Source organism: Lysinibacillus sp. GW247-5R2A (assembly GCF_059424475.1).
Genome location: NZ_JBWKZL010000019.1, coordinates 1 through 26501 on the forward strand (window position 1 = coordinate 1; position 26501 = coordinate 26501).

Genomic DNA, 26501 nt, shown 5'->3' on the forward strand with positions numbered 1-26501 from the left:
CGAACACGGAAGTTAAGCTCTTTAGCGCCGATGGTAGTTGGGGGCTTCCCCCTGTGAGAGTAGGACGTCGCTAGGCACTTATGAAGTCATGGATATCTTCCATGGCTTTTTTATTTTATCAACTAAAAAAATCGTGGTACACTGCCTATTAAATTTATACAGATGAAAAGATACCTAACATAGATAGCATTTCTATCCTACTTATACTTGAACAGAATAACGGAGGAATGAAAATGAGGCATACTATTTTTTTGTCTCTTTCGATTTTTTGCCTACTCCTCACACTCTTACTGTTTGGTTATGATTCTACGAAATGGTATGGGCGTTTTTTAAATTCCTTAATGATGTCAGCATGTTAATGCTATTTATAATAGATGGAATAGGTATTGTTAGTGCCCTTTTAGGTATTAAAGGAGAGTATCGTTTCATTCTTGTCCTACATTCATTTTTATCGCTACTATTTCTAGGCATCTATGTAAAAGTCTTGTATGGGATTTAGCTGAACAGTAATCCAAACTGCGGATATCGATCCGCAGTTTTTTATATTTACTAAACAATTAATTTGTTCTTACATACTTCCTAAGGCATCTCAAGGTATAATGAAGGAACAAGTGCTAGGAAATAAATTATGTATTGAAAGGGAGAAACAGTTGGGAAAGAAGCAAATTTGGTATGAAGTACAAGAAAACGAGTCCATAGAAGAATGTTTAGAAAGAATGCGACACGATGGGTACATGGCTATTGGTCGAAAAGAAGAGCCCCTTTTTCACTTAGTCGATGGTGAACCCTCGTTATTACGTCAAAAAATTCAATTTAAAGCTATACCTACTCAAGATATGGAGTGAATTTGACTAAAAACCGAACATTTTTTTTGAGCTTATAAAAAATGTTCGCATTTTTGCATTGACGATAATACGATCCCTTGTTAAAATGTGATAAGGAAAAACAAATAAATCCCACATATATGCTAGAGGATTGGCTCTAGTGTCTCTACCCGGCACCGTAAATGCTGGACTATGCGGGAAAGCACTTTTGGCTTTTATGAGAAGGTCAATGTACGGTTTGTACATTGACAAATTCTTGCCCTAATAAGTCCTCAAGTAAGCTGCTTTCACGCGTAACGGTAGAGAGTAGTTTATTTGAGGATTTTCTTTGTAAAAAGGTAAAAATTGCAGAGCTATTTATGTAGAGGCTTGCACAATAATTGATCATTTTTCTATCGTTTAAAAGGAGCGACAATTTATGAATCCGAAAATCGGTGTCATTATGGGTAGTTCAAGTGACTGGGAAACAATGAAACATGCATGTGATATTTTAGATGAATTACAAGTGCCGTACGAAAAGAAGGTTGTATCTGCACATCGAACACCAGATTTAATGTTTGAATATGCCGAAACAGCACGCAAACGGGGAATACAAGTAATTATAGCTGGGGCAGGTGGAGCTGCACATTTACCTGGAATGGTAGCAGCTAAAACAACTTTACCTGTAATCGGTGTACCAGTTCAATCACGTGCGCTGAATGGGCTTGATTCACTGTTATCCATCGTTCAAATGCCTGGTGGTGTACCTGTAGCAACTGTAGCTATTGGGAAAGCGGGAGCAACAAACGCTGGTTTACTAGCTGCTCAAATTTTGTCAACGACAGATGCAGAACTTGCTGAAGCATTAGATGCTCGACGTGAAGCTACAAAGCAGCAAGTATTAGAAAGCACAGGTGACTTAGTGTGATAAAAATTATTTATCCTGGACAAACGATAGGTATTATAGGTGGGGGACAGCTTGGTCGAATGATGGCTCTTGCTGCAAAGGAGTCTGGTTTTAAAATTGCTGTACTTGAACCAGCAATGGACTCACCTTGTGGGCAAGTAGCAGATGTTCGTATTGTAGCTCCATATGATGATGAATCTGCTTTAGAAGAACTTGCAGAAGTCAGTGATGTTATCACATATGAATTTGAAAATATTGATTATGAAGGCTTAAAACGTTTATCACAAATGGCTTATGTTCCTCAGGGGGCCGAGTTGGTACGCATTACACAAAACCGTATAACCGAAAAAGAAGCTATTGTGAAAGCTGGTTGCCCAGTAGCACCATATATTGTTGCAAAAACTTATGAAGAATTAGTAGCCAATATTGATTCGATTGGTTATCCTTGTATAGTCAAAACAGCAAGAGGTGGTTATGATGGCAAGGGACAGCAGCTATTAAAATCAACTGAAGATCTTCCATTAGCGAAAGAACTCTTCACGCATTCTTCATGTATTGCAGAAGGATTCGTACCCTTCGTAAAAGAGGTATCGGTCATTGTTCAAAGAAATGGTAGTGGTGAGTCGTATTGTCAGCCAGTTGGAGAGAACATTCATGTTCATCATATTCTGCATGAAACAATTGTGCCTGCTCGCATAACAGAAAGCACAGCTCAGGCTGCGGAACGAGAAGCTTTAAAAATTTCTGATTACTTACATTTAGTAGGAACGTTAGCGGTAGAAATGTTCGTGCTAGAAGATGGTGGCATTGTTATTAATGAATTAGCACCAAGACCTCATAATTCAGGTCACTATTCAATAGAGGCGTGTAATGTTTCACAATTCCATCAGCACATACGAGCTGTTTGTGGTTGGCCATTACGTAAGCCAGAACTTTGGGCACCATCCATTATGATCAATGTATTAGGGCAGCATGTCGTGCCATTGAGTAACTCCATTGCTAAATATCCTGAATGGTCTATCCATCTTTATGGGAAAGCTGAAGCTAAGGTCAACCGTAAGATGGGCCATGTAACGATTATGACAAAAAACTTAGAAGAAACATTACAACAAATCGAGAGTTCTGGCATTTGGTCAGAATAGAAGGAGATACGCAATGATTGAACGTTACACAAGACCCGAAATGGGCGCAATATGGACAGAACAAAATAAATATCAAGCTTGGCTAGAAGTAGAAATCCTAGCTTGTGAGGCTTGGGCAGAGATAGGTGATATTCCGAAAGAGGATGTTGCTAAAATTCGTGAAAATGCTTCATTTGATGTGAACCGTATTTTAGAAATTGAACAAGAAACTCGTCATGACGTAGTAGCCTTTACACGTGCCGTTTCGGAAACACTTGGTGAGGAACGTAAATGGGTACATTATGGACTAACTTCTACAGACGTAGTTGACACAGCACTTTCTTATTTAATCAAACAAGCAAATGATATTTTACGTAAAGATATCGTGAATTTCATTGATATTATTGCTGCTAAGGCAAAAGAACATAAACATACAGTGATGATGGGCCGCACACATGGTGTCCATGCAGAGCCAACAACTTTCGGTTTAAAGCTTGGTTTATGGTATGAGGAAATGAAGCGTAACCTGGAACGTTTTGAAGCAGCCGCTAAAGTAATTGAAACAGGGAAAATGTCTGGCGCTGTTGGAACATATGCCAATATCGATCCTCGCGTTGAGCAATATGTTTGTGATCAGCTAGGTCTGGCTGCATCACCAATTTCAACACAAACTTTACAGCGTGATCGTCATGCGCAATATTTAGGAGCATTAGCTTTAATTGCTACTTCCATTGAAAAATTTGCAACAGAAATTCGCGGTTTACAGAAATCTGAAACGCGTGAAGTGGAAGAAGCTTTTGCAAAAGGTCAAAAGGGATCATCAGCAATGCCACATAAACGTAATCCAATCGGTTCTGAAAACATGGTTGGAATGTCTCGTTTAATGCGTGGATACATGGTGACAGCTTATGAAAATGTCGCTTTATGGCATGAACGTGATATTTCTCATTCTTCTGCAGAACGCGTTATTTTACCGGATGCAACAATTACTCTTAACTATATGTTAAGTCGCTTCGGTAATATAGTGAAAAACTTAACAGTATTCCCTGAAAACATGAAACGTAATATGACTCGCACATATGGTCTTATTTACTCTCAGCGCATTTTGTTAGCATTAATTGATAAAGGATTAGTACGTGAGGAAGCGTATGATACTGTACAGCCCTTAGCTATGCAAGCATGGGACGAGCAGGTACAGTTCCGCACATTAGTCGATGCAAGTGAGAAAATCACTTCTTATTTAACAAAAGAAGAGCTGGATGAGTGCTTTGATTACAACTACCACTTACAGCATGTGGATATGATTTTTGAACGTCTAGGACTTAACTAATATTTATTTCGCCAAATAAATGTTAGAGCCACCAGTAAATGCTTCAGAATTGAACCGTGGAGAACACGGTTCGATTCTGATCATTCATAAAAGCGTATCTCATAATATCAGGGGGAAAAACGAATGACTAAAGGTCAACTTTTGTATGAAGGTAAAGCAAAAAAATTGTATACAACGGAGGAGCCGAATGTGCTGCTTGTTGAGTACAAAGATAGTGCGACTGCATTCAATGGTGAAAAGAAAGAGGAAATAGAAGGTAAGGGCATTTTAAATAATCGCATTACTTCATTAATTTTCGAAAAATTACAAGGAAACGGAATTGCGTCACATTTCGTAAAACAATTATCTGATACGCAACAACTTGTAAGAAAAGTAGAGATTATTCCGATTGAAGTAGTCGTTCGTAATATAGTTGCAGGAAGTTTAGCAAAACGTATTGGTCTTGAAGAGGGCACACCTTTAAAACGACCAATCGTTGAGTTTTACTATAAAGACGATGAGTTAGGTGATCCATTCATCACAACTGAGCATATAGATGTTCTGGAGCTGGCAACGTCTGCTGAAGTATCGGCTATTTACGAAAAGGCACTAGCTATTAACAAAGTTCTACAGCCAATCTTTGCTGATGTCAATGTGACACTAATTGATTTTAAATTAGAGTTTGGCCGTGATGCAGATGGCCATGTATTATTGGCAGATGAAATTTCACCAGATACATGTCGACTTTGGGATGCAACAACGAAGCAAAAGTTAGACAAAGATGTTTTTCGTAGAGACCTTGGTAATTTAACTGAAGTTTATACTATTATACTTTCTAGACTCGGAGGCAAATAACAATGAAAAAAGTAAAAATCTATGTAACATTACGTGAGAGCATTCTTGATCCACAAGGCTCTGCAGTACAAGGTTCTTTAGCTAAAATGGGCTACGGTGAAGTAGAGGATTTACGTATCGGTAAATATCTTGAACTATCAATTAAAGATTCAGAGCGTGACATTGATACTCTAGTAAAAGAAATGTGTGAAAAGGTTTTAACGAACGTTGTAATTGAGGACTACCGTTATGAAGTCGAGGAGGCTAACTAATCATGAAATTCGCAGTACTCGTATTCCCTGGGTCAAACTGTGATATCGATATGTATCATGCGATTAAAGACGAGCTAGGTGAAGAAGTAGAATATGTATGGCATACAGCAACAGATCTAAGTGGCTTTGATGGCGTATTAGTACCTGGAGGATTTTCATATGGAGATTACCTTCGTTGTGGGGCAATGGCTAATCAATCAAACATTATGGCAGAAGTTAAGAAAGCAGCAGACGCTGGTAAACCTGTACTAGGTATATGCAATGGATTCCAAATTCTAACAGAAGCAGGGCTGTTGCCAGGTGCTTTATTACGCAATAAAAACTTGAAGTTTATGTGCCGTACAGTACAGCTAAAAGTGGAGAACAACAATACATTATTCACAAACCAATACGAGCAAGGTCAAATTATTCATATCCCAATCGCACATGGTGAAGGGAATTACTACTGTGATGAGGAGACTTTACAATCACTAAAAGATAATAATCAAATCGTATTCACATACTCAGGCGACAATCCAAACGGTTCTTTAGAAGATATCGCAGGGATTATAAACGAGCGCGGCAATGTATTAGGGATGATGCCTCACCCAGAACGAGCTGTTGATGCACTGGTGGGTGGCGCAGACGGTTTAGCAGTATTTAAATCAATTGTGAAGCAGTGGAGGGAAAATCATGTCAACAACTAAGTTTGAGCCAACAGCACAGCAAATTAAAGATGAAAAGCTATACGCTGGTATGGGGATGTCAGACGAAGAATTTGCATTGGTAGAAGGTATTTTAGAACGTCTACCTAATTGGACAGAGACAGGTCTTTTCTCAGTAATGTGGTCTGAGCACTGCTCATACAAAAATTCAAAGCCGGTATTACGTAAATTCCCTACAAAGGGGCCACAAGTTTTACAAGGACCTGGTGAAGGTGCAGGTATTGTTGATATCGGGGACGAGCAAGCCGTAGTGTTTAAAATGGAGTCTCATAACCACCCATCTGCAATTGAGCCATATCAAGGGGCTGCCACTGGTGTGGGCGGTATTATCCGTGATGTTTTCTCTATGGGGGCACGTCCTATCGCCATGCTGAACTCATTACGCTTTGGTGAATTAAAATCAGCACGCGGTAAATATCTATTTGAAGAAGTTGTCGCTGGAATCGCTGGATATGGTAACTGTATTGGTATCCCTACAGTAGGTGGCGAAATTCAATTTGATCCTTGCTATGAAGGTAATCCACTTGTTAATGCGATGTGTGTAGGCTTAATTGATCATAAAGATATTCAACGTGGTATTGCAGCAGGCGTTGGAAATACAGTTATGTACGTGGGTGCGAAAACAGGACGAGATGGAATTCATGGTGCGACATTTGCCTCAGAAGAATTAACAGAGGAATCAGAAAATCAACGTCCAGCAGTACAAGTAGGGGACCCATTCATGGAGAAACTTTTACTTGAAGCATGTTTAGAAGTTGTAAAATCTGATGCTTTAGTTGGGATTCAAGATATGGGCGCAGCGGGACTTACTTCTTCTTCAGCAGAAATGGCTTCAAAGGCTGGTTCTGGTGTAGAAATGAATTTAGATTTAGTACCTCAACGTGAGACAGGTATGACAGCATACGAAATGATGCTATCTGAATCTCAAGAACGTATGCTGTTAGTCGTGAAAAAGGGTCGCGAAGATGAAATTAAGGCGATTTTTGATAAATATGATTTAGATGCGGTAGCAATTGGCCGTGTAACAGATGATAAAATGCTTCGTCTTTTACACAATGGACAAGTAGTGGCAGAAGTACCTGCTGATGCGTTAGCTGAGGATGCACCAGTTTACCATAAACCATCTGCTGAACCTGCTTACTATGCTCAGTTCCAAGCAATTGAAAATAAAGAGCCAGTTGTTACGGATTATAAAGAAACATTAAATGCATTATTAAAAGCACCGACAATTGCTTCGAAAGAATGGGTTTACGATCAGTACGATTATCAGGTTCGTACGTCAACTGTTGTTAAACCAGGATCAGATGCTGCTGTTATTCGTGTACGTGGTACAAATAAAGGTTTAGCCATGACAACAGACTGTAACTCTCGCTATATTTATTTAGATCCTGAGGTAGGCGGCGCTATTGCAGTGGCTGAAGCAGCTCGTAATATTGTTGCTTCTGGTGGTACACCACTTGCAATTACAGACTGCTTAAACTTTGGTAATCCAGAGAAGCCAGAAATCTTCTGGCAAATTGAAAAATCTGCTGATGGTATTTCGGCTGCATGTACAGCATTGAATGCACCAGTAATTGGTGGTAACGTATCGCTTTATAATGAGCGTTCAGGTGAAGCCGTTTATCCAACACCAACAATTGGTATGGTAGGTCTAATTGAAGACTTAGCACATGTTACAACACAGGAAGTAAAAGCCGCAGGAGATATCGTATTTGTCATTGGTGAAACAACGACTGAGTTCGGTGGTTCAGAGCTTCAAAAATTATTAAATAATGGCGTTATATCTGGGAAAGCACCTGCTATCGATCTAGAGATGGAAGCAGCACGTCAGCAGGCTTTATTAAAAGCCATAAAAGCTGGTCTTGTGCAGTCTGCACATGATGTAGCTGAAGGTGGACTTGCAGTGGCTATTGCAGAAAAAACATTCAGTGCAAATGGACTTGGTGTTGACGTTGCATTAACGGGGTCTGCTACAACTGCGTTATTCAGTGAAAGTCAATCACGTTTTGTTGTCACAGTTAAAGAAGAACATGCAGCTGCATTTGTCGAAATCATCAAAGATGCTCATAAAATTGGTGTCGTAACAAACGATGCACTTGTTAAAATCAACGGGGACAAAGGTGTGCTTATAGAAGGTACAGTGGAGGAATTCCGTTCTAATTGGAAAGGAGCAATCCCATGCTTGCTGAACTCAGAGGCTTAAACGAAGAATGTGGGGTGTTTGGCATTTGGGGTAACCCAAATCCAGCACACCTTAGTTATTACGGGCTTCATGCTCTTCAACACCGTGGTCAAGAAGGCGCAGGTATCGTCGTTTCTGATGGTCAGCACCTCCGCGCGGTGAAAGGCGAAGGACTAGTTAATGATGTTTTCAACGAAGATAAATTAAAGGCAGTGAACGGCAAAGCAGCAATTGCCCATGTTCGTTATACAACTGCTGGTGGTGGCGGTATTGAAAATGTTCAGCCATTATTATTCCATTCCTCAACTGGTAGCCTTTCCATTGCCCATAACGGTAACTTAGTCAATGCGACACATCTGAAACAGTATTTAGAGCGACAAGGTAGTATTTTTCATTCTAGCTCTGATACAGAAGTGCTGGCGCATCTTATTAAGAAAAGTTCGCATTCACCATTTCGCGCTAAGGTGAAAAATGCCCTTTCATTATTAAAGGGTGCGTATTCTTGCTTAATTATGACAAAGGATGAAATGCTTGTTGCACGTGATCCACATGGTTTACGCCCGCTCTCTCTTGGAAAGTTAGGAGAAGGCTGGGTAGTAGCTTCTGAAACTTGTGCATTTGATTTAATAGGAGCAGAATTCGTTCGTTCTGTAGAACCAGGTGAATTATTGATTATTAACGATGAGGGCGTTAAGTCAGACCGCTTTGCTAATATGGAAAAGCGTTCTATGTGTGCGATGGAATATGTTTATCTAGCACGTCCTGATTCGGATATTGATGGTATTAATGTCCATATGGCACGTAAACGTATGGGGAAACAGCTTGCTCGTGAATGTGCACATATCGAGGCTGATGTTGTAACTGGGGTACCAGATTCTAGTATTTCAGCTGCCATCGGTTTTGCAGAAGAAAGTGGTATTCCTTATGAACTTGGTCTGATTAAAAACCGTTATGTAGGGCGTACTTTTATTCAACCGACACAGGAATTACGCGAACGTGGTGTGAAAATGAAGCTTTCACCAGTTGTTCAAGTTGTTAAAGGTAAACGCGTAGTGATGGTGGACGATTCTATTGTACGTGGAACAACCTCACGTCGAATTGTCAAAATGTTAAAAGACGCTGGTGCAGCAGAGGTTCACGTGGTCATTTCATCCCCACCTATGACAAATCCTTGTTATTATGGCATTGATACGTCAACACATGAGGAACTTATTGCATCTAGTCATAAAGTGGATGAAATTCGTGAAGTAATTGGTGCAGATTCTCTGACTTTCCTTTCTGTTGAAGGTATGGTTGAGACCATTGCACGTCCATATGAAGATGAAAACCGTGGGCTATGCCTTGCATGCTTTACAGGTAAATATCCAACAGAGATTTTCCCGGATACCATCTTACCACATGAAAAGGAACTATTACGTTAAGAAATACATCGCAATGAATTAGTGTCTTCTAGAAGATTATAAAAAGTTCTAGGATACTCGTAGGCGATTTAGATGATAAGGAGGAACTCTGCGTGTCAAAGGCATATGAACAAGCAGGTGTAAATATTGAAGCGGGCTATGAAGCTGTAAAACGAATGAAATCTCATGTTGAACGTACGAACCGACTAGGTGTCATGGGAACGTTTGGTGGCTTTGGTGGAATGTTTGACTTGTCAGAACTAAATCTAAAAGAACCTGTTCTAATTTCAGGAACTGATGGTGTAGGGACAAAGCTAAAGCTAGCATTCATGGTAGACAAGCACGATACTATTGGTGTGGATTGTGTAGCAATGTGTGTGAATGATATCGTTGCACAAGGAGCGGAGCCGTTATACTTTTTAGATTACGTAGCACTTGGAAAAGCAGAGCCTGCAAAAATTGAGCAAATTGTTAAAGGGGTTGCGGATGGCTGTGTGCAATCAGGTGCAGCTCTAATTGGTGGCGAAACAGCAGAAATGCCAGGTCTATATGAAGAAGATGAATATGATTTAGCTGGCTTTGCAGTGGGGGCTTGTGAAAAGTCTGCCATTGTGACAGGAGAAAAAATTGTCGAGGGCGATGTACTTATTGGTATTGCTTCGAGTGGTGTGCATTCTAACGGTTATTCTTTAGTGCGTAAAATTGTCTTTGCAGATCATCAATATGCGGTGGATGCCATTGTAGATAACTATGAAGATTTAGGACCAATTGGCGAGGCGCTATTAGTGCCAACAAAGCTCTATGCTAAGCCTGTATTAGCGGCATTAAAAGCAGCAGATGTTCACGGTTGTGCCCACGTTACTGGTGGAGGTTTCTATGAAAATTTACCACGTATGATGCCTGAAGGATTAGCTACAGAAATTGACTTAGGTTCATGGCCTGTATTACGTATCTTTGAATTCCTAAAGGATAAAGGTCAGTTAGAGGATAAGGATTTATATAATGTGTTTAATATGGGGATCGGCTTTGTTATAGCTGTTCCAGCAGCAGAAGCTGATAATGTTATGGCAGCAGTAGAAGCAAATGGTGAAAAGGCTTATACAATCGGTCGTGTCATTAAAGGCAACGGAGTAGTGTTTAATGGAACACATGATGGGAGTTTAGTGTAATGACTGCACCAACAAAAATTGCCGTGTTCGCATCAGGAAGCGGTAGTAATTTTCAAGCCATTCAAGAGGCTATTGAACATGGAGAACTGCATGCAAAGGTTGAGCTAGTAGTGACAGATAAGCCCGGTGCATATGTAGTGACACGTGCTGAACACTTTGAAATTCCAGTGTTAGCCTTGAACCCGAAAGATTTTGCCTCGAAAGCCGCTTATGAGACAGCCATTGTCGATGCTCTACATGAGTGCGATGTGAAATGGATTGTGCTTGCAGGATATATGCGTTTAATCAGTGATGTATTATTAGCGGCCTTTCCACAAAGAATTGTTAATATTCATCCTTCCTTATTACCAGCCTTTCCTGGGAAGGATGCTATCGGACAAGCATTGAATCATGGGGTGAAAATAACGGGTGTAACGGTGCATTTTGTTGATGAAGGAATGGATACTGGTCCAATTATCGCACAGGCTGCTGTACCTGTTATAGAAGGAAATCGAGAGGCAACAGAAGCGGCTATTCATAAGCAAGAGCATTTATTATATACAAAGGCTTTACAGCAATTATTACAATAGCTGAAGGAGGAGTTAGGTCGAGAACCTTACTCAACACCTAACTCTATGAATCTTTGACAGCAAGTCAGTTCGTGCAAGAGCACGATAAAAATTAGGAGGATATTGTCGTGACAAAACGTGCATTAATCAGTGTTTCCAATAAAGATGGTATTTTAGAATTTGCAAAGGAATTAGTAGCATTAGGTTATGAAATTTTATCAACTGGCGGTACTAAAAAAATGCTACAGGACAATGCAGTAGCTGTAACAGCAGTAGATGAAGTAACGAAGTTTCCTGAAATTTTAGATGGCCGTGTTAAAACATTAAATCCAATGATTCACGGTGGTTTATTAGGGAAATTTGATGATGATTCTCATCAGGCACAAATGAATGAGCACGGAATTGAGCCAATAGAAATTGTTTGTGTCAATCTTTATCCTTTCGTTGAAACAATTTCAAAGCCTAATGTAACATGGGATGATGCAATTGAAAACATTGATATCGGTGGCCCTACAATGTTACGATCCGCTGCAAAAAACCATCAATATGTAACAGTCATCGTAGACAGCAATGACTATGCAACAGTATTAGAGGAACTAAAAGCTGGTGGTGCTACAACAATTGAGACACGTCGTAAATTGGCTGCAAAAGTTTTCCGTCACACAGCCGCCTATGATTCGTATATCTCGAACTATTTGACAGAAGAAGAGTTCCCAGAGAGCTTAACAATGACGTATGAATTAAAGCAGAACTTACGCTATGGTGAAAATCCGCACCAAAAGGCGGCATTTTACCAAAAACGTCTAGGCTCTGATTTCTCATTAGCTTATGCAACACAGCTACATGGTAAAGAGTTATCCTATAACAATATTCAAGATGGGAATGCAGCTTTGCAAATCGTGAAAGAGTTTGAAATGCCAGCTGCAGTGGCTGTAAAGCATATGAATCCTTGTGGAGTTGGAACTGGTGTCACACTAGAGGAAGCATTTGATAAAGCGTATGAAGCAGATCCAACATCTATTTTTGGTGGAATTATTGCTCTTAATATGGAAGTGGATGCAGCAACTGCTGAGAAACTAAGTCATATTTTCCTAGAAATTATTATTGCTCCTGCTTTCTCACAAGAAGCACTCGATATTTTAACGAAAAAGAAAAATATTCGCTTATTAACAATTCCGTTCGAGCAAGCGAAGCAAGATCAATTTAATGTAGTATCTGTAGAGGGTGGTCTTCTTGTACAGGAACCAGATCGCTTTGGTTTTGCCAATGCAGATATAAAGGTAGTAACAGATCGTGAACCAACAAAACAGGAATGGGAAGCATTGCAACTTGGTTGGTCTGTTGTTAAGCATGTTAAATCAAACGCGATCGTTGTAACGGATTCTCAAATGACACTTGGTGTAGGCGCTGGTCAAATGAACCGCGTTGGTGCTGCGAAAATTGCCTTTGAGCAAGCTGGTGAAAAAGCAAAAGGTGCTGCATTGGCATCTGATGCATTCTTCCCAATGAGTGATACTGTTGAGGCTGCAGCTGCAGCTGGTATTACAGCTATTATTCAGCCAGGTGGATCTATTAAAGATCAAGATTCAATCGATAAAGCGAATAAATACGGTATTACTATGGTATTTACAGGCGTACGCCATTTTAAACATTAATTAATAATGACATAAAACAGACCGAGATGTGGGTTCATCTCGGTCTTACTCACAAAGAGGAGGATTCTCTAAAATGAATGTATTAGTAATCGGAAGTGGTGGTCGTGAGCATGCAATCGCTAGACAATTTAGCATTTCTCCATCCGTTAACCAAGTATATGTAGCACCTGGAAATGACGGAATGCGAGGCGAGGTAGAGGTTGTTAATATTGACACAATGGATTTTGCAGGACTTGCCCAATTTGCCAAGGAAAATGATATTGCTTTAACATTTGTCGGCCCAGAACAACCACTAGCTGAAGGCATTGTCGATTTCTTCACAGCTCGTGGATTACGTATTTTTGGTCCGACAAAGACGGCAGCTCAGATAGAAAGTAGTAAGTCGTATGCAAAAGAAGTGATGAATAAATACAATATACCAACAGCAGCCCATAAAACATTTACTGAGGCAGAACAAGCTATTGCTTATATTAAAGAACAAGGCGCACCCATTGTTATTAAAGCGGATGGCTTAGCAGCTGGTAAGGGTGTTGTTGTGGCGATGACAGAAAAAGAAGCTATTGAAGCTGTACAAGATATGATTGGCAATCAACGCTTTGGTGAATCCTCTTCTCGCGTTGTCATCGAAGAATTTTTAGACGGGGAAGAATTCTCCTTTATGTCCTTTGTGCATAAAGGACAAATTTATCCTATGGTGATTGCACAGGACCATAAACGTGCGTATGACGGTGATAAAGGACCAAATACAGGTGGGATGGGTGCTTACTCACCAGTACCACAAATCTCACAAGAAGTTGTAGATATCGCCTACCAAACGATTGTTGAGCCAACTGTTAAAGGGATGGAGGCGGATGGCGCTTCCTTTACAGGTATTTTATATGCAGGCTTAATTTTAACGAAGAAGGGCCCTCAGGTTATTGAGTTTAATGCACGTTTTGGTGATCCAGAAACACAAGTAGTATTACCTCGAATGGTTTCCGACTTTGGTGCATTTATGATGGCGTTAATGAACGAGCAGCGATTTGATTTGCAATGGTCGGAAGATGCTATGCTAGGTGTTGTTATTGCAGCTGAAGGATATCCAGGAGATGTTGAAAAAGGCAAAGCATTACCGAATTTAGAGGAACTATCTAAGTCATATGCTGTATTCCATGCAGGTACAAAATTAGTAGATGGACAATTTGTTGGGAATGGTGGTCGTGTCCTGTTAGTTGGGGCTAAAGCGCCTACTTTACAGGAAGCACAGCAAAAAGTCTATGCTGGCATTGCTAAAGAAACATGGGAGCACTTTTTCTTCCGCCAAGATATTGGCTGGCGTACATTCAAATAATCATTATTTTCACTAAAATTTAAAATATTTTTACTCCTCTGATGAAACCTCTTAAAGTTTCAAACGTAAGAGGTAAGAGCCGTCTCCAAATTAGATTGGGACGGCTCCTTTGACTAAGAAGGGTTTTGAGCATTATTCGATGTAGAATTGCTCCTTGTTGAGGAATTTTGGGTTGAAGCGCTGGTATCAGATTGCTTTGAAGCAGTAGCTTGTGAACCTGAAGAATTGCCAGCTATTGCAGAAGAGAAATCCTTCATGAGCTTATCGATTTGCTCAGAGGACATAGAATTTTGCCCACTGAACATACTTTGCATAGAGGTATTCATGGCATTTTGCATATTAGTGCTCATGAGAGCCTTGGTTGGACAATATTTAAAGAGTCCTTCTGCCATTTTCATGGCTCCTAATGCAATCATCAATCGACCTTTTGTACAATTAGGATTTCTTGAAACTTTAGCGATACCAAATGCTGTCAAACTTGTACCCATGGCAAAACGACAAAATGCATTTTTTTCGCTTAAATTTGCTTGCTGCATCATAATACTTCCTCCTTTAGTCATTGTGGAAAAAATAGGCGAGGTGCACTTTGCTTTATGAAAGTGCTGTGTTACGATTGAAACAAGATGATTGCATAAAGCATAAATTTTATGAAAGTATGCGATATGCAATAGTAGTATGTGATTCCAAATTGGTTTTACACAATGAAAAATTACGTAATTTTAGGAAGGAGCGAATAGCATGGATCCAGTATGGAAAATAACAAAAATACGTCAGCAATTAGCGGTAATTGATGGAAAAAAGGCACCTGATATTGTGTTGAAAAATGCAAGGTATTTGCATAGTATGCTGAAACAGTGGGTAGTAGGAAACATTTGGATTTTAGGGGACCGCATTGTCTATGCTGGTGACAGAATGCCTCCTTTAATAGAAGGAACAGAAGTAGTGGATTGTACAGGAAAAACAATTGTACCAGGCTATATTGAGCCACATGTACATCCTTTTCAGCTGTATCATCCACAATCCTTTGCAGATTTTTGTGGTCAGCTAGGGACAACGACTTTTATTTCCGATAATTTAAGTTTTGTTTTAAATTTAGAAAATAAGAAAGCGTTTTCAATTTTAGATCATTTGAAAAAGTTACCGTTTTCTTTTTATTGGTGGACTCGCTTTGATTCGCAAACCGAATTGGAGCAGGAGGAAGAGGTATTCTCTAACACATCTATATTAGAATGGTTAGAGCGAAGTGATGTTTTGCTTGGCGGAGAGTTGACAGGCTGGCCTAAGCTGTTACATGGGGACGATCAAATGCTGTATCGCATGCAAATGGCAAAGGGACTATGTAAAAAAATCGAAGGTCATTTCCCTGGAGCCTCCGAGAGAACTTTAGCTCGTATGAAACTTCTTGGTGCAGATGGCGATCATGAAGCGATGACAGTGGAAGAGGTGGAACGTCGTATCATGCAAGGCTATGCGGTTACATTACGTCATTCATCCATTCGACCAGATTTACCGCATCTATTAAAAGGAATCGTAGAAAAAGAGCTTCCAATTTTTGATCATTTAATGATGACAACAGATGGTTCACCACCTTCGTTCCATGAAGATGGAGTGATGGATAAGTGTATTCAAGTAGCCTTAGATGCAGGAGTTTCTCCAATTGATGCCTACCAAATGGCTTCGTATAATGTAGCACGCTATTATAATATGTCCAATTTACATGGTTTTATCGCGACAGGTCGCTTTGCCTCACTTAATATTTTACAAGATGAATATCATCCTGTACCAGAAAGTGTCCTATCAAAAGGTGTTTGGCTAAAACGTGATGGAGAACGTGTGCATAGTCTGGCAGCCATCGATTATTCTGCTATTCCTGCATTCAATTTAGATTTTTCCTTAGACTCACAAGATTTCCAGTTTTCAATGCCTTTTGGAATTGAGCTTGTGAATGATGTCATTACAAAACCCTATAATTCATTAATTACTAGAGAAGGGCAACTGGCTAATCACGATGAGTGCTATTTAATGTTAATAAACCGACAAGGTCACTGGCATGTAAATACAATGATTAAAGGGTTTGCAACAGGTGTTCAAGGCTTTGCTTCGTCCTACTCAAACACAGGCGATATTTTATTAATCGGAAAAAATAAAGAAGATATGATCAAAGCGTTTGAAGAAATGAAGGCCATGAATGGTGGCATTGTCCTTGTAGAAAAAGGGGAAGTCATTGCAGATATACCATTATCCATTGGCGGGCTTTTATATGATGGGGATGTATTAACGCTAACAGAGAAAGAAAAAGCTTTAAAGCAAGCTTTAGCAGATCGTGGGTATCAATTAGGGGATGCTATTTACACATTATTATTTTTACAGTCCACTCATTTACCATATATTCGTATCACACCAAAAGGGATTTTCGATGTAATGAAGAATAAGTTATTATTACCTGCTGTTATGCGCTAATGTATGAAAGTGTAAACAGTTACTTTCATATGTAAATGTTCAAAGGAGAGTAATGCTTGTGTTCAAATCAAGGAAGTTATTAATGGCTATGGCATTTAGCGCTTTAGTGATCGGAGGATGCTCGAAGGATACTCCAAAGGTCAAAGAAGAAGATGAGACTGTAGCACAGGAAGAAACCGTAGTTGATGACCATGTGCAGCAACCAGCATTCGTAGCACCACTTACAGGTGAAGCAGTGCAAGAAGAAATAACTCAGCGGCCTATTATCGTGACGATTAATAATCATCCAGCCGCACGCCCGCAATCAGGGTTAGCTGCAGCTGATATCATTTATGAGATGCTGGCAGAAGGTAATGTGACTCGCTTTTTAGCAGTGTATCAAAGCGAGCTGCCTGAAAATATAGGACCTGTTCGTAGTGCACGCTCCTATTTTATCGATATGGCAAAAGGTTTCGATGCCTTTTATGTAGCTCATGGCTATAGTCCAGAGGCGAAAACGATGCTCGATAATCGAGTAGTCGATAATATCAATGGAATGGCTTATGATGGTATTCTTTTTAAACGTTCAAGCGAACGAATTGCACCACACAATTCATATATTACATCAGAAAAGATACTAAAGGGTGCTGAAATGGTAGGCGCTTCAATGAATTACAGTGAAAAAGTACTTCAGGCTTTTTATGAACCCGATGAACGTGGTAAAATAGGCATTGAAACAAGTCAAGTTGACATTTACTACGGAAATAATGAAGATTTCCACAATTCGTATGTGTATGATCATCAAAGTAATCACTATGAACGACAATCGGCTGGCGTGGACACAAAAGATATGTTAACCGGCGAAGCATTATCATTGGCAAATGTTCTATTTTTTGAAATGGATCACCAAATAGTGGATGATATTGGTCGCCAAACAATTGATTTAACTTCTGGTGGAAATGCGTATGTATTTCAAAATGGCTATTTGAGGGAAGTCAAATGGGCTAATGTGAATGGAATACCAACGGCTGTGGAGCAATCAGGGGAGCCTGTCAAGCTAGTACCAGGAAAGTCTTGGGTCCATTTTGTACCATCTTCACCAGGGTTACAAGCAATGGTGAAAACGCAGCCTTAAAGGGAGGAAAATTGCATGCAAATCGAAAAAATTCGAGGGCATCAAACAGATCAATTATTTAAAGCAGTGTTAGAGCTGAAAGACATCGAAGAATGCTATAAGTTTTTTGATGATTTATGTACGATTAGTGAAATTCAATCGTTGGCACAACGCTTTGAGGTTGCACATTTATTGCGTTTAAAGAAAACCTATGAATCCATTAAAAAGGAAACGGGTGCAAGTACTGCAACGATTTCACGTGTTCGTCGTTGCTTTGATTATGGAAACGATACATATGATGAAATGCTAGGTCGTTTGTATCCTGATGAAAAACCGTTTCAAGCACCAAAATAATAGTTGAAAATGAGACTGGGTAGAAGTTCTACTCAGTCTTTTTCATTTTTTTGTCGTCCATCATAAGCTATACTTGTAAACGAATAGATAGAAAACGATAGGTGGTAAAATAAATGGATTATTTAGAATGGAGACATGTGTTCAAGTTAGATCCTGCAAAGGACATTTCAGATGAAGACTTAGAAAAAATTTGTGAGTCTGGAACTGATGTTATTTTAGTCGGTGGCACAGATAATGTGACATTGGATGGGGTACTAGATTTACTTGTTCGTGTTAGAAGGTTCGAAGTCCCGATAGCTTTAGAAATTTCCACGATTGATGCGATTACACCGGGCTATGACTATTACTTCATTCCGACGGTCTTAAATAGCGATGATCCAAAATGGATTAAAAATTTGCATCATGCAGCAATTAAAGAATTTGGAGATATCATGGTGTGGGATGAATTAGTTGCAGAAGGTTATTGTATTTTAAATCCTGATTGTAAAGTGGCACAAGTAACAGGTGCTACAACTAATTTATCAATTGACGATATCGTAGCCTATGCACGTATGGCGGAAAATTTCTTTAAACTTCCCGTATTTTATTTAGAGTACAGTGGAATTTACGGGAATCCAGAGGTAGTACGTGCTGTGAAAAATGAATTGAAGCATACTAAGCTATTTTATGGTGGGGGAATTACATCAGCCAAGCAGGCAGAGGAAATGGCCCTGTTCGCAGATACGGTTGTAGTTGGAAATATTATTTATGATGATTTAAAAGTGGCACTTGCGACTGTTAAGGCTGTTAAAAATACGTTATAATTTTAGAACAAATGTTTGTAAGGCGGTGCGAAATGGAACAGTTAACAAAAAATTTACTAGCAGGGATGAATCCTGAACAAGAGAGAGCAGTCAAAACCACTGAGGGACCACTACTGATCATGGCTGGTGCTGGATCAGGAAAAACACGAGTATTAACACATCGTATTGCTTACTTAATCATAGAAAAGGAAGTATATCCATCCAAAGTTTTAGCCATTACATTTACTAATAAAGCTGCTCGAGAAATGCGAGAGCGTATTGACGGTATTCTAGGCAATGGGACTGGCGATAGTATGTGGGTATCAACTTTCCACTCCATGTGTGTAAGAATTTTACGTCGCAATATCGATCAACTAGGCATATCTCGTAATTTTTCCATTCTAGATTCTACGGATCAACTTTCGGTGATTAAAAATGTAATGAAGGATGAGAATATTGATCCGAAGCGGTTTGAGCCACGAGCAATTTTAAATGCTATTAGTGCAGCCAAAAACGAGTGCATTACAGCAGATGATTACGAGGGTCAAATGAATGATAAAAACCCTTATGAACAAACCGTTGCACGTGTTTATAAAGGCTATGAAAAAAGATTACGTCGCAACCAATCCCTCGATTTTGATGATTTAATTATGACAACCATAACGTTGTTCAAGCGCGTACCAGAAGTGCTGGAATACTATCAAAATAAATTTCAATATATTCATGTAGATGAATATCAGGATACCAATAAATCCCAATATTTACTTGTGCAATTATTAGCTAAAAAATTTAAAAATATTTGTGTTGTAGGGGATTCTGACCAATCTATATATCGCTGGCGCGGTGCAGATATTGGTAATATCCTTTCCTTTGAAAAGGATTATCCGAATGCTAAGGTGATTATGCTTGAACAAAACTATCGTTCATCTAAACGCATCCTACAAGCAGCAAATGACGTCATTCAAAATAATACAACACGTTATCCAAAAGAACTGCGCACAGAAAATGCAGAGGGTGAAAAAATTGCGTTATACAAAGCTTATAATGAGCAGGAAGAAGCACAATTTGTTGTACAAACCATCCAACAGTTGATGGAAAAGGAAAATCGTACATTTGATGATTTTGCCATATTATATCGTACGAATGCTCAGTCTCGTGTGATGGAGGAAGTACTAGTTAAATCCAATATGGTTTATCAAATTGTTGGCGGGACAAAGTTCTATGATCGAAAAGAAATTAAAGACTTACTTGCTTATTTGCGCCTAATTGCTAATAATGACGATGATTTATCACTTGCACGTATTATTAATGAACCAAAGCGTAGTATTGGTGCCACATCTTTTGAGAAAATGGCCCGCTATGCTATTGAGCAGGATCGCTCCATTTTTGATGCTATGAATGATCTCATTTTCATGGGTCTGTCTGGGAAAGCAGCGAATTCAGCAGAACAATTTTATGCAATGATTAAAGGTTTTACAGAAATGCAAGAATATTTATCGGTCACTGAACTAGTTGAGCAAGTCATTGATAAATCTGGCTACCGTACAATGCTACAAAATGAAAAGACGATAGAGGCTGAAAGTCGTTTAGAGAATATTGAAGAATTTTTATCTGTCACAAAAGCATTTGAGGAGCGCAGTGATGATAAAAGTCTCATAGCGTTTTTAACGGATTTAGCATTAATAGCTGATATCGATGCTCTTGATAAAGAGGATGCATCCAAGGGAAATATTATTTTAATGACGATGCATGCTGCTAAGGGCTTGGAGTTTCCTATTGTTTTTATTATCGGTATGGAAGAAAACATTTTCCCTCATTCACGCTCCCTTGATGATCAAGATGAAATGGAAGAGGAACGCCGCCTTATGTATGTTGGGGTGACGCGTGCAGAGGAACGTTTATTTTTAACATGTGCACAAAGCCGTACAATTTTTGGCCGTTCCAGCTTTAATAATGCTTCCCGATTTTTAAGTGAGATTTCTGAAGATATTACCGAGTCTATTTCCAAAGCTGGTGCTAAAGCGAATGTACCGTTTGCTACTAGCAATCGTTCAACAGGTTATCAAAAACGTACACTTGGGTCCGTTCAACAAACTCAGCCTGCCACAGCTCGCTTACAATCAACAGGCGGGGATCAATTTGGCTGGAAGGCTGGAGATAAAGCCGTCCATAAAAAGTGGGGCACAGGTATGGTTGTAAGTGTAAAAGGCGAAGGTGATAGTACTGAGCTTGATATTGCATTTCCACAACCAATTGGTATTAAGCGATTACTGGCACAATTTGCACCGATTGAAAAAGCGTAAGCGGAGGAACGTAAATGAACGAAATAGAACAGCGAATAGCGGAGTTGAATAAATTATTACATGAATATGGTTATGCCTATTATGTACTAGATAAACCGGTCGTTGCTGACAGTGTTTATGATCAATTATTGCATGAATTGATTGCCTTAGAAGAGGCCAATCCATCACTTATTTTTCCCGATTCACCTACTCAGCGTGTTGGAGGAACAGTTGTAGAAGGCTTTAAAAAGGTGACACATGATTACCCGATGCTAAGTCTATCAAACGCTTTTAACGAAGCAGATTTACAAGAATTTGATCGTAAGGTTCGACAGGCTATTGGGGATCATTTCTCTTATGTATGTGAGCTGAAAATAGATGGTCTTGCCATTTCGTTAAAATATGAAAATGGCGTGTTTGTCCAAGGGGCAACAAGAGGAGATGGTGTTGTTGGGGAAGAAATTACAGCCAATTTAAAGACCATTTATGCCATACCTCTCCGTTTAAAAGAGCCGATTACAATAGAAGTACGCGGTGAAGCGTACATGCCAAAAAAATCATTTGAAAAATTAAATGCCCAACGTGCTGACAATGGTGAAGAACTATTTGCTAATCCACGTAATGCTGCTGCAGGCTCTTTGAGGCAGTTAGACCCTAAAATTGCAGCAAGTCGCCAGCTATCAACTTTCATCTATGCCATTGGTGGTGATGGTGAGGTTTATAGTATCGACGGACATGCAGAAATGCTTGATTATTTAGAGGATCTAGGTTTCCCTTCCAATAAAGAGCGTCAGCGTTGCTCTACAATCGAAGAAGTAATGGCCTTTATTGAGCATTGGACAGAAAACCGTCCACATTTAGCCTATGAAATTGATGGGATCGTAATAAAAGTCGATCGCTATGCTCAGCAGGATGAGCTAGGCTATACGGCCAAAAGTCCACGCTGGGCTATTGCTTATAAATTCCCAGCAGAGGAAGTTGTCACGACATTACTAGATATTGATTTAACAGTAGGGCGTACAGGGGTTGTCACACCAACAGCTATTTTAACGCCTGTTCAAGTAGCGGGGACAACAGTGCAACGAGCTTCATTACACAATGAAGATCTTATTCGGGAGAAAGATATACGCCTCGGGGATACGGTCATTATTCGAAAAGCTGGTGATATTATTCCACAAGTGGTCGGTGTGCTAATCGAGCAGCGTCCTGAAAACTCTGTGCCGTTTGAGATGCCCCAAAATTGTCCGGTATGTGATAGTGAATTGATTCGTATTGAGGGTGAAGTTGCTTTACGCTGTGTAAATCCTGCATGCTTTGCTCAAATTGCAGAAAGCATTAAATATTTTGTATCTCGTAATGCTATGAATATTGATGGCCTTGGAGATAAAGTAGTTGAGCAGTTATTACGTGCAGACTTAATACATGATGTTTCTGACTTATATCATTTAACAATAGAGCAATTAGTTGAACTAGAACGGATGGGCGAAAAATCCGCCACCAATTTAGTCAATGCGATTCAAGCCTCGAAGGAAAACTCGATGGAGCGTTTATTGATTGGTCTAGGAATTCGTCATGTTGGAGAAAAGGCTGCAAAAATCGTATCAGAGCAATTTGGTTCGATGGAAGCGGTCATGGCAGCAACAGAGGAACAACTTGTGGCTATTTATGAGATTGGCGATAAAATGGCATCTTCTTTAGTTGAATATTTCTCAAATGATGACGCACGTGCAGTCATTGAACGTCTTGCCGAGGTGGGCGTGAATATGACCTTTAAAGGAAAAAAAGTCGAAGTAGTGGTAGGCGATAGTCCTTTTGCAGGAAAAACAATTGTTTTAACTGGTAAACTTGAGCAATTGACACGTAACGAAGCAAAGGCGAAAATAGAAGAGTTAGGTGGGACTGTCACAGGCAGTGTCAGCAAAAAAACAGACCTTGTTATCGCAGGCGAGGATGCAGGCTCTAAGCTAGCAAAGGCTGAGCAATTAGGTATTGAAGTTTGGAATGAAGAAAACTTAATTGAACAACTTAACCTCATCTAATAAATACACTGATGACATACCTCAAGAAAGGTATGAATTACGCTAATGATTATTATCAGTGATTCGTCGAACCAAATTGATTATGAGTAAAGGAGCACTAAATAAAATGAAGTCTTTTCGACTCATTCCAGCACTTGTAGCAGCTGCAATGTTAGTCGGCTGTGTACCTTCTAATGAAGGAGGAACAGAGCTTACGCAGGAAACACAACAAGATGAAAAAACTGAAACAACTATTATCCCCAGCATACAAATTGATGAATCTTATTATAAGACACTTATTCCTTATAAAGAGAGTGCCAGTAGAGGTCTAGTTGTATCTAATGTTTATACGAAATATGATATGAAGGAAGTAGAAGCAGGTTTAATGCGTCTTTCTCACCATGAGTTTGACACTGAAAACTATTACTTCCAAGAGGGTCAATATTTAGCTGAAAGTACAGTGAGCTCTTGGCTGGCTCGAAGCTCTCAGACAGAAGATGGATTAAATCCACCGATAACTGATACAATGACCCCCGAAGAACGAGCAAAAAAGGCGCCTATCTACTTATCTCATATTATTGAGCAAAATTACTTAACAAAAACTAAAGATAATAAAGTGAAATTAGGTGGAATTTCAATAGGACTTGCGCTTAACTCCATTTATTATTATCAAAAAGAGCAGTATGGCGAATATTACGAGGAACCAATATCAGAGTCAGAGCTTGTTGAACAAGGCAAAAAAATGGCTGCTGAGATCGTTTCACGTTTACGTACACGCGATGAGCTAAAGGATATACCAATTGTAGTTGGCTTGTTTAAGCAACAAGCCCGCAATCAGATTATTCCTGGCGCCTATTTCAGCTATGGTGTAGCAAAAGCTGGACAGAACAACATTGCTGATTGGGAAGGGATAGATGAGAATTATGTATTATTTCCAACAGATGATTCGCAGGATGTTTATCGAGACGTGAGTAAAAACTTCAAAATCTTTAAGCAAGATGTTGATAAATATTTCTCGAATTATACAAGTGTTATTGGTACAGGTTTCTATCGTAATAAAGAAATCCAAAAACTGACGATCGAAATTCCTATTCAATTTTTCGGTAAAGCAGAAATCATTGGATTCACACAATATTTGACAGGTATTTTAATCAATCGATTTAATAATATTCATGTTGAGGTGAGTATTACTTCTGTCAATGGTCCGGAGGCATTAATCAATAAAAAGGCTAATGATACGGACCCTTATGTACATGTCTATGAATAAAATAGTCAGCCTTTGAGCTGACTATTTTTTTATGTAGATAGAGATACTTAAAGGAAAACAACTGGTATTGATTGACAACACTTCGTTATAGTAGTGAAAGTTTCTATATTTTTGGTGAAAGTTGTGATTTTTAATAGGAAAAATGTTATGATTATTGGCATGGTTAAAACTTTATCCAACCCTATTGTTATCGATAAAAACAATAAATGGAGCAAGTATTCGGAGGTGTAAAAAATGGCTAAATTAACAAAAGAAGAAGTAAAGCACGTGGCAAATTTAGCACGTCTTGCAATTACTGAAGAGGAAGCTGAGAAGTTTGCAGAACAGCTTGGTAAAATTACTGACTTTGCAGAGCAATTAAACGAACTAGATACAGCGAATGTTGAACCTACAACGCATGTTTTACCATTAGTCAATGTAATGCGTGAAGATGTTGCAGTAAAAGGTCTAGACCGTGAAGTAATGATGTTAAACGTAAAGGAACAAGAAGATGGTCAAGTAAAAGTACCAGCTATCATGTAATACTAAAACATAGGAGGATTCCTCATGACGTTATTTGAACGTTCAGCTAAGGAGTTACAAGCGGAAATTAAAGCAGGTAACTTATCTATCGCTGACTTAACGAAAGAAGCATACGAGCGCATTGCAAAGCTTGATGGCGATGTACAAGCATTCCTTGCTTCAAACGAAGAAAAAGCAACTGCACAAGCTGCTGAAATGGATAAAGTACCATTTGAAGAGCGTGGACCGCTATTTGGTCTTCCAATCGGTGTGAAAGACAATATCGTAACAGAAGGCTTAGAAACAACTTGTGCCTCAAAAATTTTGGAAGGCTTTATGCCAATTTATGATGCAACTGTTGTCAACAAGCTACGTGAAGCCGGTATGATTACAGTCGGTAAACTAAACATGGACGAGTTTGCAATGGGTTCATCTAATGAAAACTCATACTACAAAACAACGAAAAACCCATGGAATTTAAATCACGTGCCAGGAGGATCTTCAGGTGCATCTGCAGCTTCTGTAGCAGCAGGAGAAGTTCCATTCTCTCTTGGTTCAGATACAGGTGGTTCAATCCGTCAACCAGCAGCTTACTGTGGTGTTGTAGGGATGAAACCTACATATGGTCGTGTGTCTCGTTTTGGTCTAGTAGCATTCGCCTCTTCTTTAGATCAAATTGGACCAATTACACGCAATGTTGAAGATAATGCATTATTACTTGAGGCTATTGCAGGCTTAGATCCAAATGATTCTACTTCTGCTGACGTAGAGGTGCCAAACTATGCTGCAGCCCTTACTGGTGATATTAAAGGCTTACGTATCGCTGTACCAAAGGAATTCCTTGGTGAAGGTGTTGGCGAAGCAGCACGTCAATCAGTACTTGAGGCATTAGAGGTATTAAAAGGCTTAGGTGCAACTGTAGAAGAAGTATCACTTCCTCATTCGAAATACGCACTGGCTGCGTACTACATCCTTTCTTCATCTGAAGCGTCTTCTAACTTATCTCGTTTCGATGGTATCCGTTATGGTTTCCGTGCAGACAACGTGACAAATTTAATGGACCTTTATAAAGAAACACGTGCACAAGGTTTTGGGGATGAAGTAAAACGTCGTATCATGCTAGGAACTTATTCATTAAGCGCAGGTACGTATGATGCGTATTACAAAAAAGCACAACAAGCACGTACACTGATTAAAGCAGACTATGACAAAGTATTTGAAGACTTCGATGTCATCATTGGACCTACATCACCAACACCAGCTTTCAAAATTGGTGAAAATGTGGATGATCCGATGACAATGTATGCAAATGATATTTTAACAATTCCGATGAACCTAGCAGGCGTACCTGCTATTTCTATTCCATGTGGTTTGGACAACGGACTACCACTTGGTTTACAAATTATTGGTAAATACTTCGATGAAGCAACTATTTACCGTGTAGCTCATGCTTTTGAACAAGCAACGGAGTTCCATAAACAAGTTCCTCAAATGTGGGAGGGAAAATAAC

At 39.4% G+C, this 26501-nt stretch carries 23 protein-coding genes, 1 rRNA gene and 1 riboswitch; of the genes, 23 read left to right on the top strand and 1 reads right to left on the bottom strand.

Annotated elements, in window-relative coordinates; all coding sequences use genetic code 11:
- From rrf to purD, 14 genes are all read left to right on the top strand, one after another.
- A 5S ribosomal RNA gene (rrf, locus tag AC07YC_RS21535) occupies positions 1 to 76 on the top strand; the annotation flags it as partial.
- A gap of 574 nt (positions 77 to 650) precedes the next feature.
- On the top strand, positions 651 to 845 hold the full coding sequence (locus AC07YC_RS21540; protein WP_494920397.1) for an NETI motif-containing protein: 195 nt from the start codon (positions 651 to 653) through the stop codon (positions 843 to 845).
- Positions 846 to 938: 93 nt separating this feature from the next.
- Positions 939 to 1037: riboswitch (purine riboswitch) on the top strand.
- Positions 1038 to 1242: 205 nt separating this feature from the next.
- Positions 1243 to 1731, top strand: coding sequence for a 5-(carboxyamino)imidazole ribonucleotide mutase (gene purE, locus AC07YC_RS21545; protein WP_008173674.1), 489 nt, complete (start codon positions 1243 to 1245; stop codon positions 1729 to 1731).
- Complete coding sequence (gene purK / locus AC07YC_RS21550; RefSeq protein ID WP_494920398.1) at positions 1728 to 2852, top strand: 5-(carboxyamino)imidazole ribonucleotide synthase; 1125 nt, start codon at positions 1728 to 1730, stop codon at positions 2850 to 2852. Before purE ends, purK begins: the two co-directional genes overlap by 4 nt.
- 13 nt (positions 2853 to 2865) lie before the next feature.
- Positions 2866 to 4161, top strand: a complete 1296-nt coding sequence (gene purB, locus AC07YC_RS21555; RefSeq protein ID WP_008173672.1) for an adenylosuccinate lyase — start codon at positions 2866 to 2868, stop codon at positions 4159 to 4161.
- 123 nt (positions 4162 to 4284) lie between these two features.
- Positions 4285 to 4995: a phosphoribosylaminoimidazolesuccinocarboxamide synthase gene (gene purC, locus AC07YC_RS21560; RefSeq protein WP_336637009.1), complete on the top strand. Its 711-nt coding sequence runs from the start codon at positions 4285 to 4287 to the stop codon at positions 4993 to 4995.
- Positions 4996 to 4997: 2 nt separating this feature from the next.
- Positions 4998 to 5246, top strand: a complete 249-nt coding sequence (gene purS, locus AC07YC_RS21565) for a phosphoribosylformylglycinamidine synthase subunit PurS (protein ID WP_008173668.1) — start codon at positions 4998 to 5000, stop codon at positions 5244 to 5246.
- 2 nt (positions 5247 to 5248) lie between these two features.
- Entirely contained in the window at positions 5249 to 5932 is a 684-nt protein-coding gene (gene purQ / locus AC07YC_RS21570) for a phosphoribosylformylglycinamidine synthase subunit PurQ (RefSeq protein WP_336637010.1), read from the top strand.
- Positions 5919 to 8153, top strand: a complete 2235-nt coding sequence (purL, locus tag AC07YC_RS21575; protein WP_494920399.1) for a phosphoribosylformylglycinamidine synthase subunit PurL — start codon at positions 5919 to 5921, stop codon at positions 8151 to 8153. The genes purQ and purL overlap by 14 nt, the downstream gene beginning before the upstream one ends.
- Positions 8129 to 9553, top strand: a complete 1425-nt coding sequence (gene purF, locus AC07YC_RS21580) for an amidophosphoribosyltransferase (protein WP_336637012.1) — start codon at positions 8129 to 8131, stop codon at positions 9551 to 9553. Before purL ends, purF begins: the two co-directional genes overlap by 25 nt.
- A gap of 92 nt (positions 9554 to 9645) precedes the next feature.
- Entirely contained in the window at positions 9646 to 10701 is a 1056-nt protein-coding gene (gene purM, locus AC07YC_RS21585; protein ID WP_494920400.1) for a phosphoribosylformylglycinamidine cyclo-ligase, read from the top strand.
- Positions 10701 to 11270, top strand: a complete 570-nt coding sequence (purN, locus tag AC07YC_RS21590; protein ID WP_494920401.1) for a phosphoribosylglycinamide formyltransferase — start codon at positions 10701 to 10703, stop codon at positions 11268 to 11270. The genes purM and purN overlap by 1 nt, the downstream gene beginning before the upstream one ends.
- A gap of 107 nt (positions 11271 to 11377) precedes the next feature.
- A complete protein-coding gene (gene purH, locus AC07YC_RS21595) occupies positions 11378 to 12904 on the top strand; it encodes a bifunctional phosphoribosylaminoimidazolecarboxamide formyltransferase/IMP cyclohydrolase (protein ID WP_336637015.1) in 1527 nt (508 codons plus the stop codon).
- Between the two features lie 73 nt (positions 12905 to 12977).
- A complete protein-coding gene (gene purD, locus AC07YC_RS21600; protein ID WP_494920402.1) occupies positions 12978 to 14234 on the top strand; it encodes a phosphoribosylamine--glycine ligase in 1257 nt (418 codons plus the stop codon).
- 113 nt (positions 14235 to 14347) lie between these two features.
- On the opposite strand, the gene AC07YC_RS21605 is transcribed toward purD, so the two are convergent.
- Positions 14348 to 14773 carry a YgaP-like transmembrane domain gene (locus AC07YC_RS21605; protein ID WP_025115764.1) on the bottom strand — a complete coding sequence of 142 codons (426 nt, stop codon included), beginning with the start codon at positions 14771 to 14773 and terminating at the stop codon, positions 14348 to 14350.
- A 199-nt stretch (positions 14774 to 14972) separates the two neighbouring features.
- On the opposite strand from AC07YC_RS21605, the gene AC07YC_RS21610 reads away from it, so the two are divergent.
- From AC07YC_RS21610 to gatA, 9 genes are all read left to right on the top strand, one after another.
- Positions 14973 to 16694 (top strand): adenine deaminase C-terminal domain-containing protein, encoded by a 1722-nt coding sequence (locus AC07YC_RS21610; RefSeq protein WP_336637017.1) that lies wholly within the window; start codon positions 14973 to 14975, stop codon positions 16692 to 16694.
- Between the two features lie 58 nt (positions 16695 to 16752).
- Positions 16753 to 17808: a DUF3048 domain-containing protein gene (locus AC07YC_RS21615; RefSeq protein WP_036225569.1), complete on the top strand. Its 1056-nt coding sequence runs from the start codon at positions 16753 to 16755 to the stop codon at positions 17806 to 17808.
- Positions 17809 to 17823: 15 nt separating this feature from the next.
- On the top strand, positions 17824 to 18141 hold the full coding sequence (locus tag AC07YC_RS21620) for a YerC/YecD family TrpR-related protein (RefSeq protein ID WP_008173656.1): 318 nt from the start codon (positions 17824 to 17826) through the stop codon (positions 18139 to 18141).
- Between the two features lie 113 nt (positions 18142 to 18254).
- The gene (gene pcrB / locus AC07YC_RS21625; protein ID WP_494920403.1) at positions 18255 to 18944 is read left to right on the top strand and encodes a heptaprenylglyceryl phosphate synthase; all 690 of its coding nucleotides are present in this window, start codon (positions 18255 to 18257) and stop codon (positions 18942 to 18944) included.
- Between the two features lie 32 nt (positions 18945 to 18976).
- The gene (gene pcrA, locus AC07YC_RS21630; protein WP_494920404.1) at positions 18977 to 21226 is read left to right on the top strand and encodes a DNA helicase PcrA; all 2250 of its coding nucleotides are present in this window, start codon (positions 18977 to 18979) and stop codon (positions 21224 to 21226) included.
- 14 nt (positions 21227 to 21240) lie between these two features.
- Positions 21241 to 23244, top strand: coding sequence for an NAD-dependent DNA ligase LigA (ligA, locus tag AC07YC_RS21635; RefSeq protein ID WP_494920405.1), 2004 nt, complete (start codon positions 21241 to 21243; stop codon positions 23242 to 23244).
- 106 nt (positions 23245 to 23350) lie between these two features.
- Positions 23351 to 24490, top strand: a complete 1140-nt coding sequence (locus AC07YC_RS21640; protein WP_336637022.1) for a CamS family sex pheromone protein — start codon at positions 23351 to 23353, stop codon at positions 24488 to 24490.
- 234 nt (positions 24491 to 24724) lie between these two features.
- On the top strand, positions 24725 to 25012 hold the full coding sequence (gene gatC, locus AC07YC_RS21645) for an Asp-tRNA(Asn)/Glu-tRNA(Gln) amidotransferase subunit GatC (RefSeq protein ID WP_008173651.1): 288 nt from the start codon (positions 24725 to 24727) through the stop codon (positions 25010 to 25012).
- A 24-nt stretch (positions 25013 to 25036) separates the two neighbouring features.
- On the top strand, positions 25037 to 26500 hold the full coding sequence (gene gatA, locus AC07YC_RS21650; RefSeq protein ID WP_036120678.1) for an Asp-tRNA(Asn)/Glu-tRNA(Gln) amidotransferase subunit GatA: 1464 nt from the start codon (positions 25037 to 25039) through the stop codon (positions 26498 to 26500).
- Position 26501: the final 1 nt, after the last annotated feature.

Bases quoted from the DNA above. Each gene is read 5' to 3' on its own strand.
- purN (WP_494920401.1), top strand. From the start codon at position 10,701: ATGACTGCACCAACAAAAATTGCCGTGTTCGCATCAGGAAGCGGTAGT.
- pcrA (WP_494920404.1), top strand. From the start codon at position 18,977: ATGGAACAGTTAACAAAAAATTTACTAGCAGGGATGAATCCTGAACAA.
- ligA (WP_494920405.1), top strand. From the start codon at position 21,241: ATGAACGAAATAGAACAGCGAATAGCGGAGTTGAATAAATTATTACAT.
- purC (WP_336637009.1), top strand. From the start codon at position 4,285: ATGACTAAAGGTCAACTTTTGTATGAAGGTAAAGCAAAAAAATTGTAT.
- purL (WP_494920399.1), top strand. From the start codon at position 5,919: ATGTCAACAACTAAGTTTGAGCCAACAGCACAGCAAATTAAAGATGAA.
- gatC (WP_008173651.1), top strand. From the start codon at position 24,725: ATGGCTAAATTAACAAAAGAAGAAGTAAAGCACGTGGCAAATTTAGCA.
- purS (WP_008173668.1), top strand. From the start codon at position 4,998: ATGAAAAAAGTAAAAATCTATGTAACATTACGTGAGAGCATTCTTGAT.
- AC07YC_RS21640 (WP_336637022.1), top strand. From the start codon at position 23,351: ATGAAGTCTTTTCGACTCATTCCAGCACTTGTAGCAGCTGCAATGTTA.
- AC07YC_RS21605 (WP_025115764.1), bottom strand. From the start codon at position 14,773: ATGATGCAGCAAGCAAATTTAAGCGAAAAAAATGCATTTTGTCGTTTT.
- purQ (WP_336637010.1), top strand. From the start codon at position 5,249: ATGAAATTCGCAGTACTCGTATTCCCTGGGTCAAACTGTGATATCGAT.
- purD (WP_494920402.1), top strand. From the start codon at position 12,978: ATGAATGTATTAGTAATCGGAAGTGGTGGTCGTGAGCATGCAATCGCT.
- purF (WP_336637012.1), top strand. From the start codon at position 8,129: ATGCTTGCTGAACTCAGAGGCTTAAACGAAGAATGTGGGGTGTTTGGC.
- gatA (WP_036120678.1), top strand. From the start codon at position 25,037: ATGACGTTATTTGAACGTTCAGCTAAGGAGTTACAAGCGGAAATTAAA.
- AC07YC_RS21620 (WP_008173656.1), top strand. From the start codon at position 17,824: ATGCAAATCGAAAAAATTCGAGGGCATCAAACAGATCAATTATTTAAA.
- purB (WP_008173672.1), top strand. From the start codon at position 2,866: ATGATTGAACGTTACACAAGACCCGAAATGGGCGCAATATGGACAGAA.
- purE (WP_008173674.1), top strand. From the start codon at position 1,243: ATGAATCCGAAAATCGGTGTCATTATGGGTAGTTCAAGTGACTGGGAA.
- pcrB (WP_494920403.1), top strand. From the start codon at position 18,255: ATGGATTATTTAGAATGGAGACATGTGTTCAAGTTAGATCCTGCAAAG.
- AC07YC_RS21610 (WP_336637017.1), top strand. From the start codon at position 14,973: ATGGATCCAGTATGGAAAATAACAAAAATACGTCAGCAATTAGCGGTA.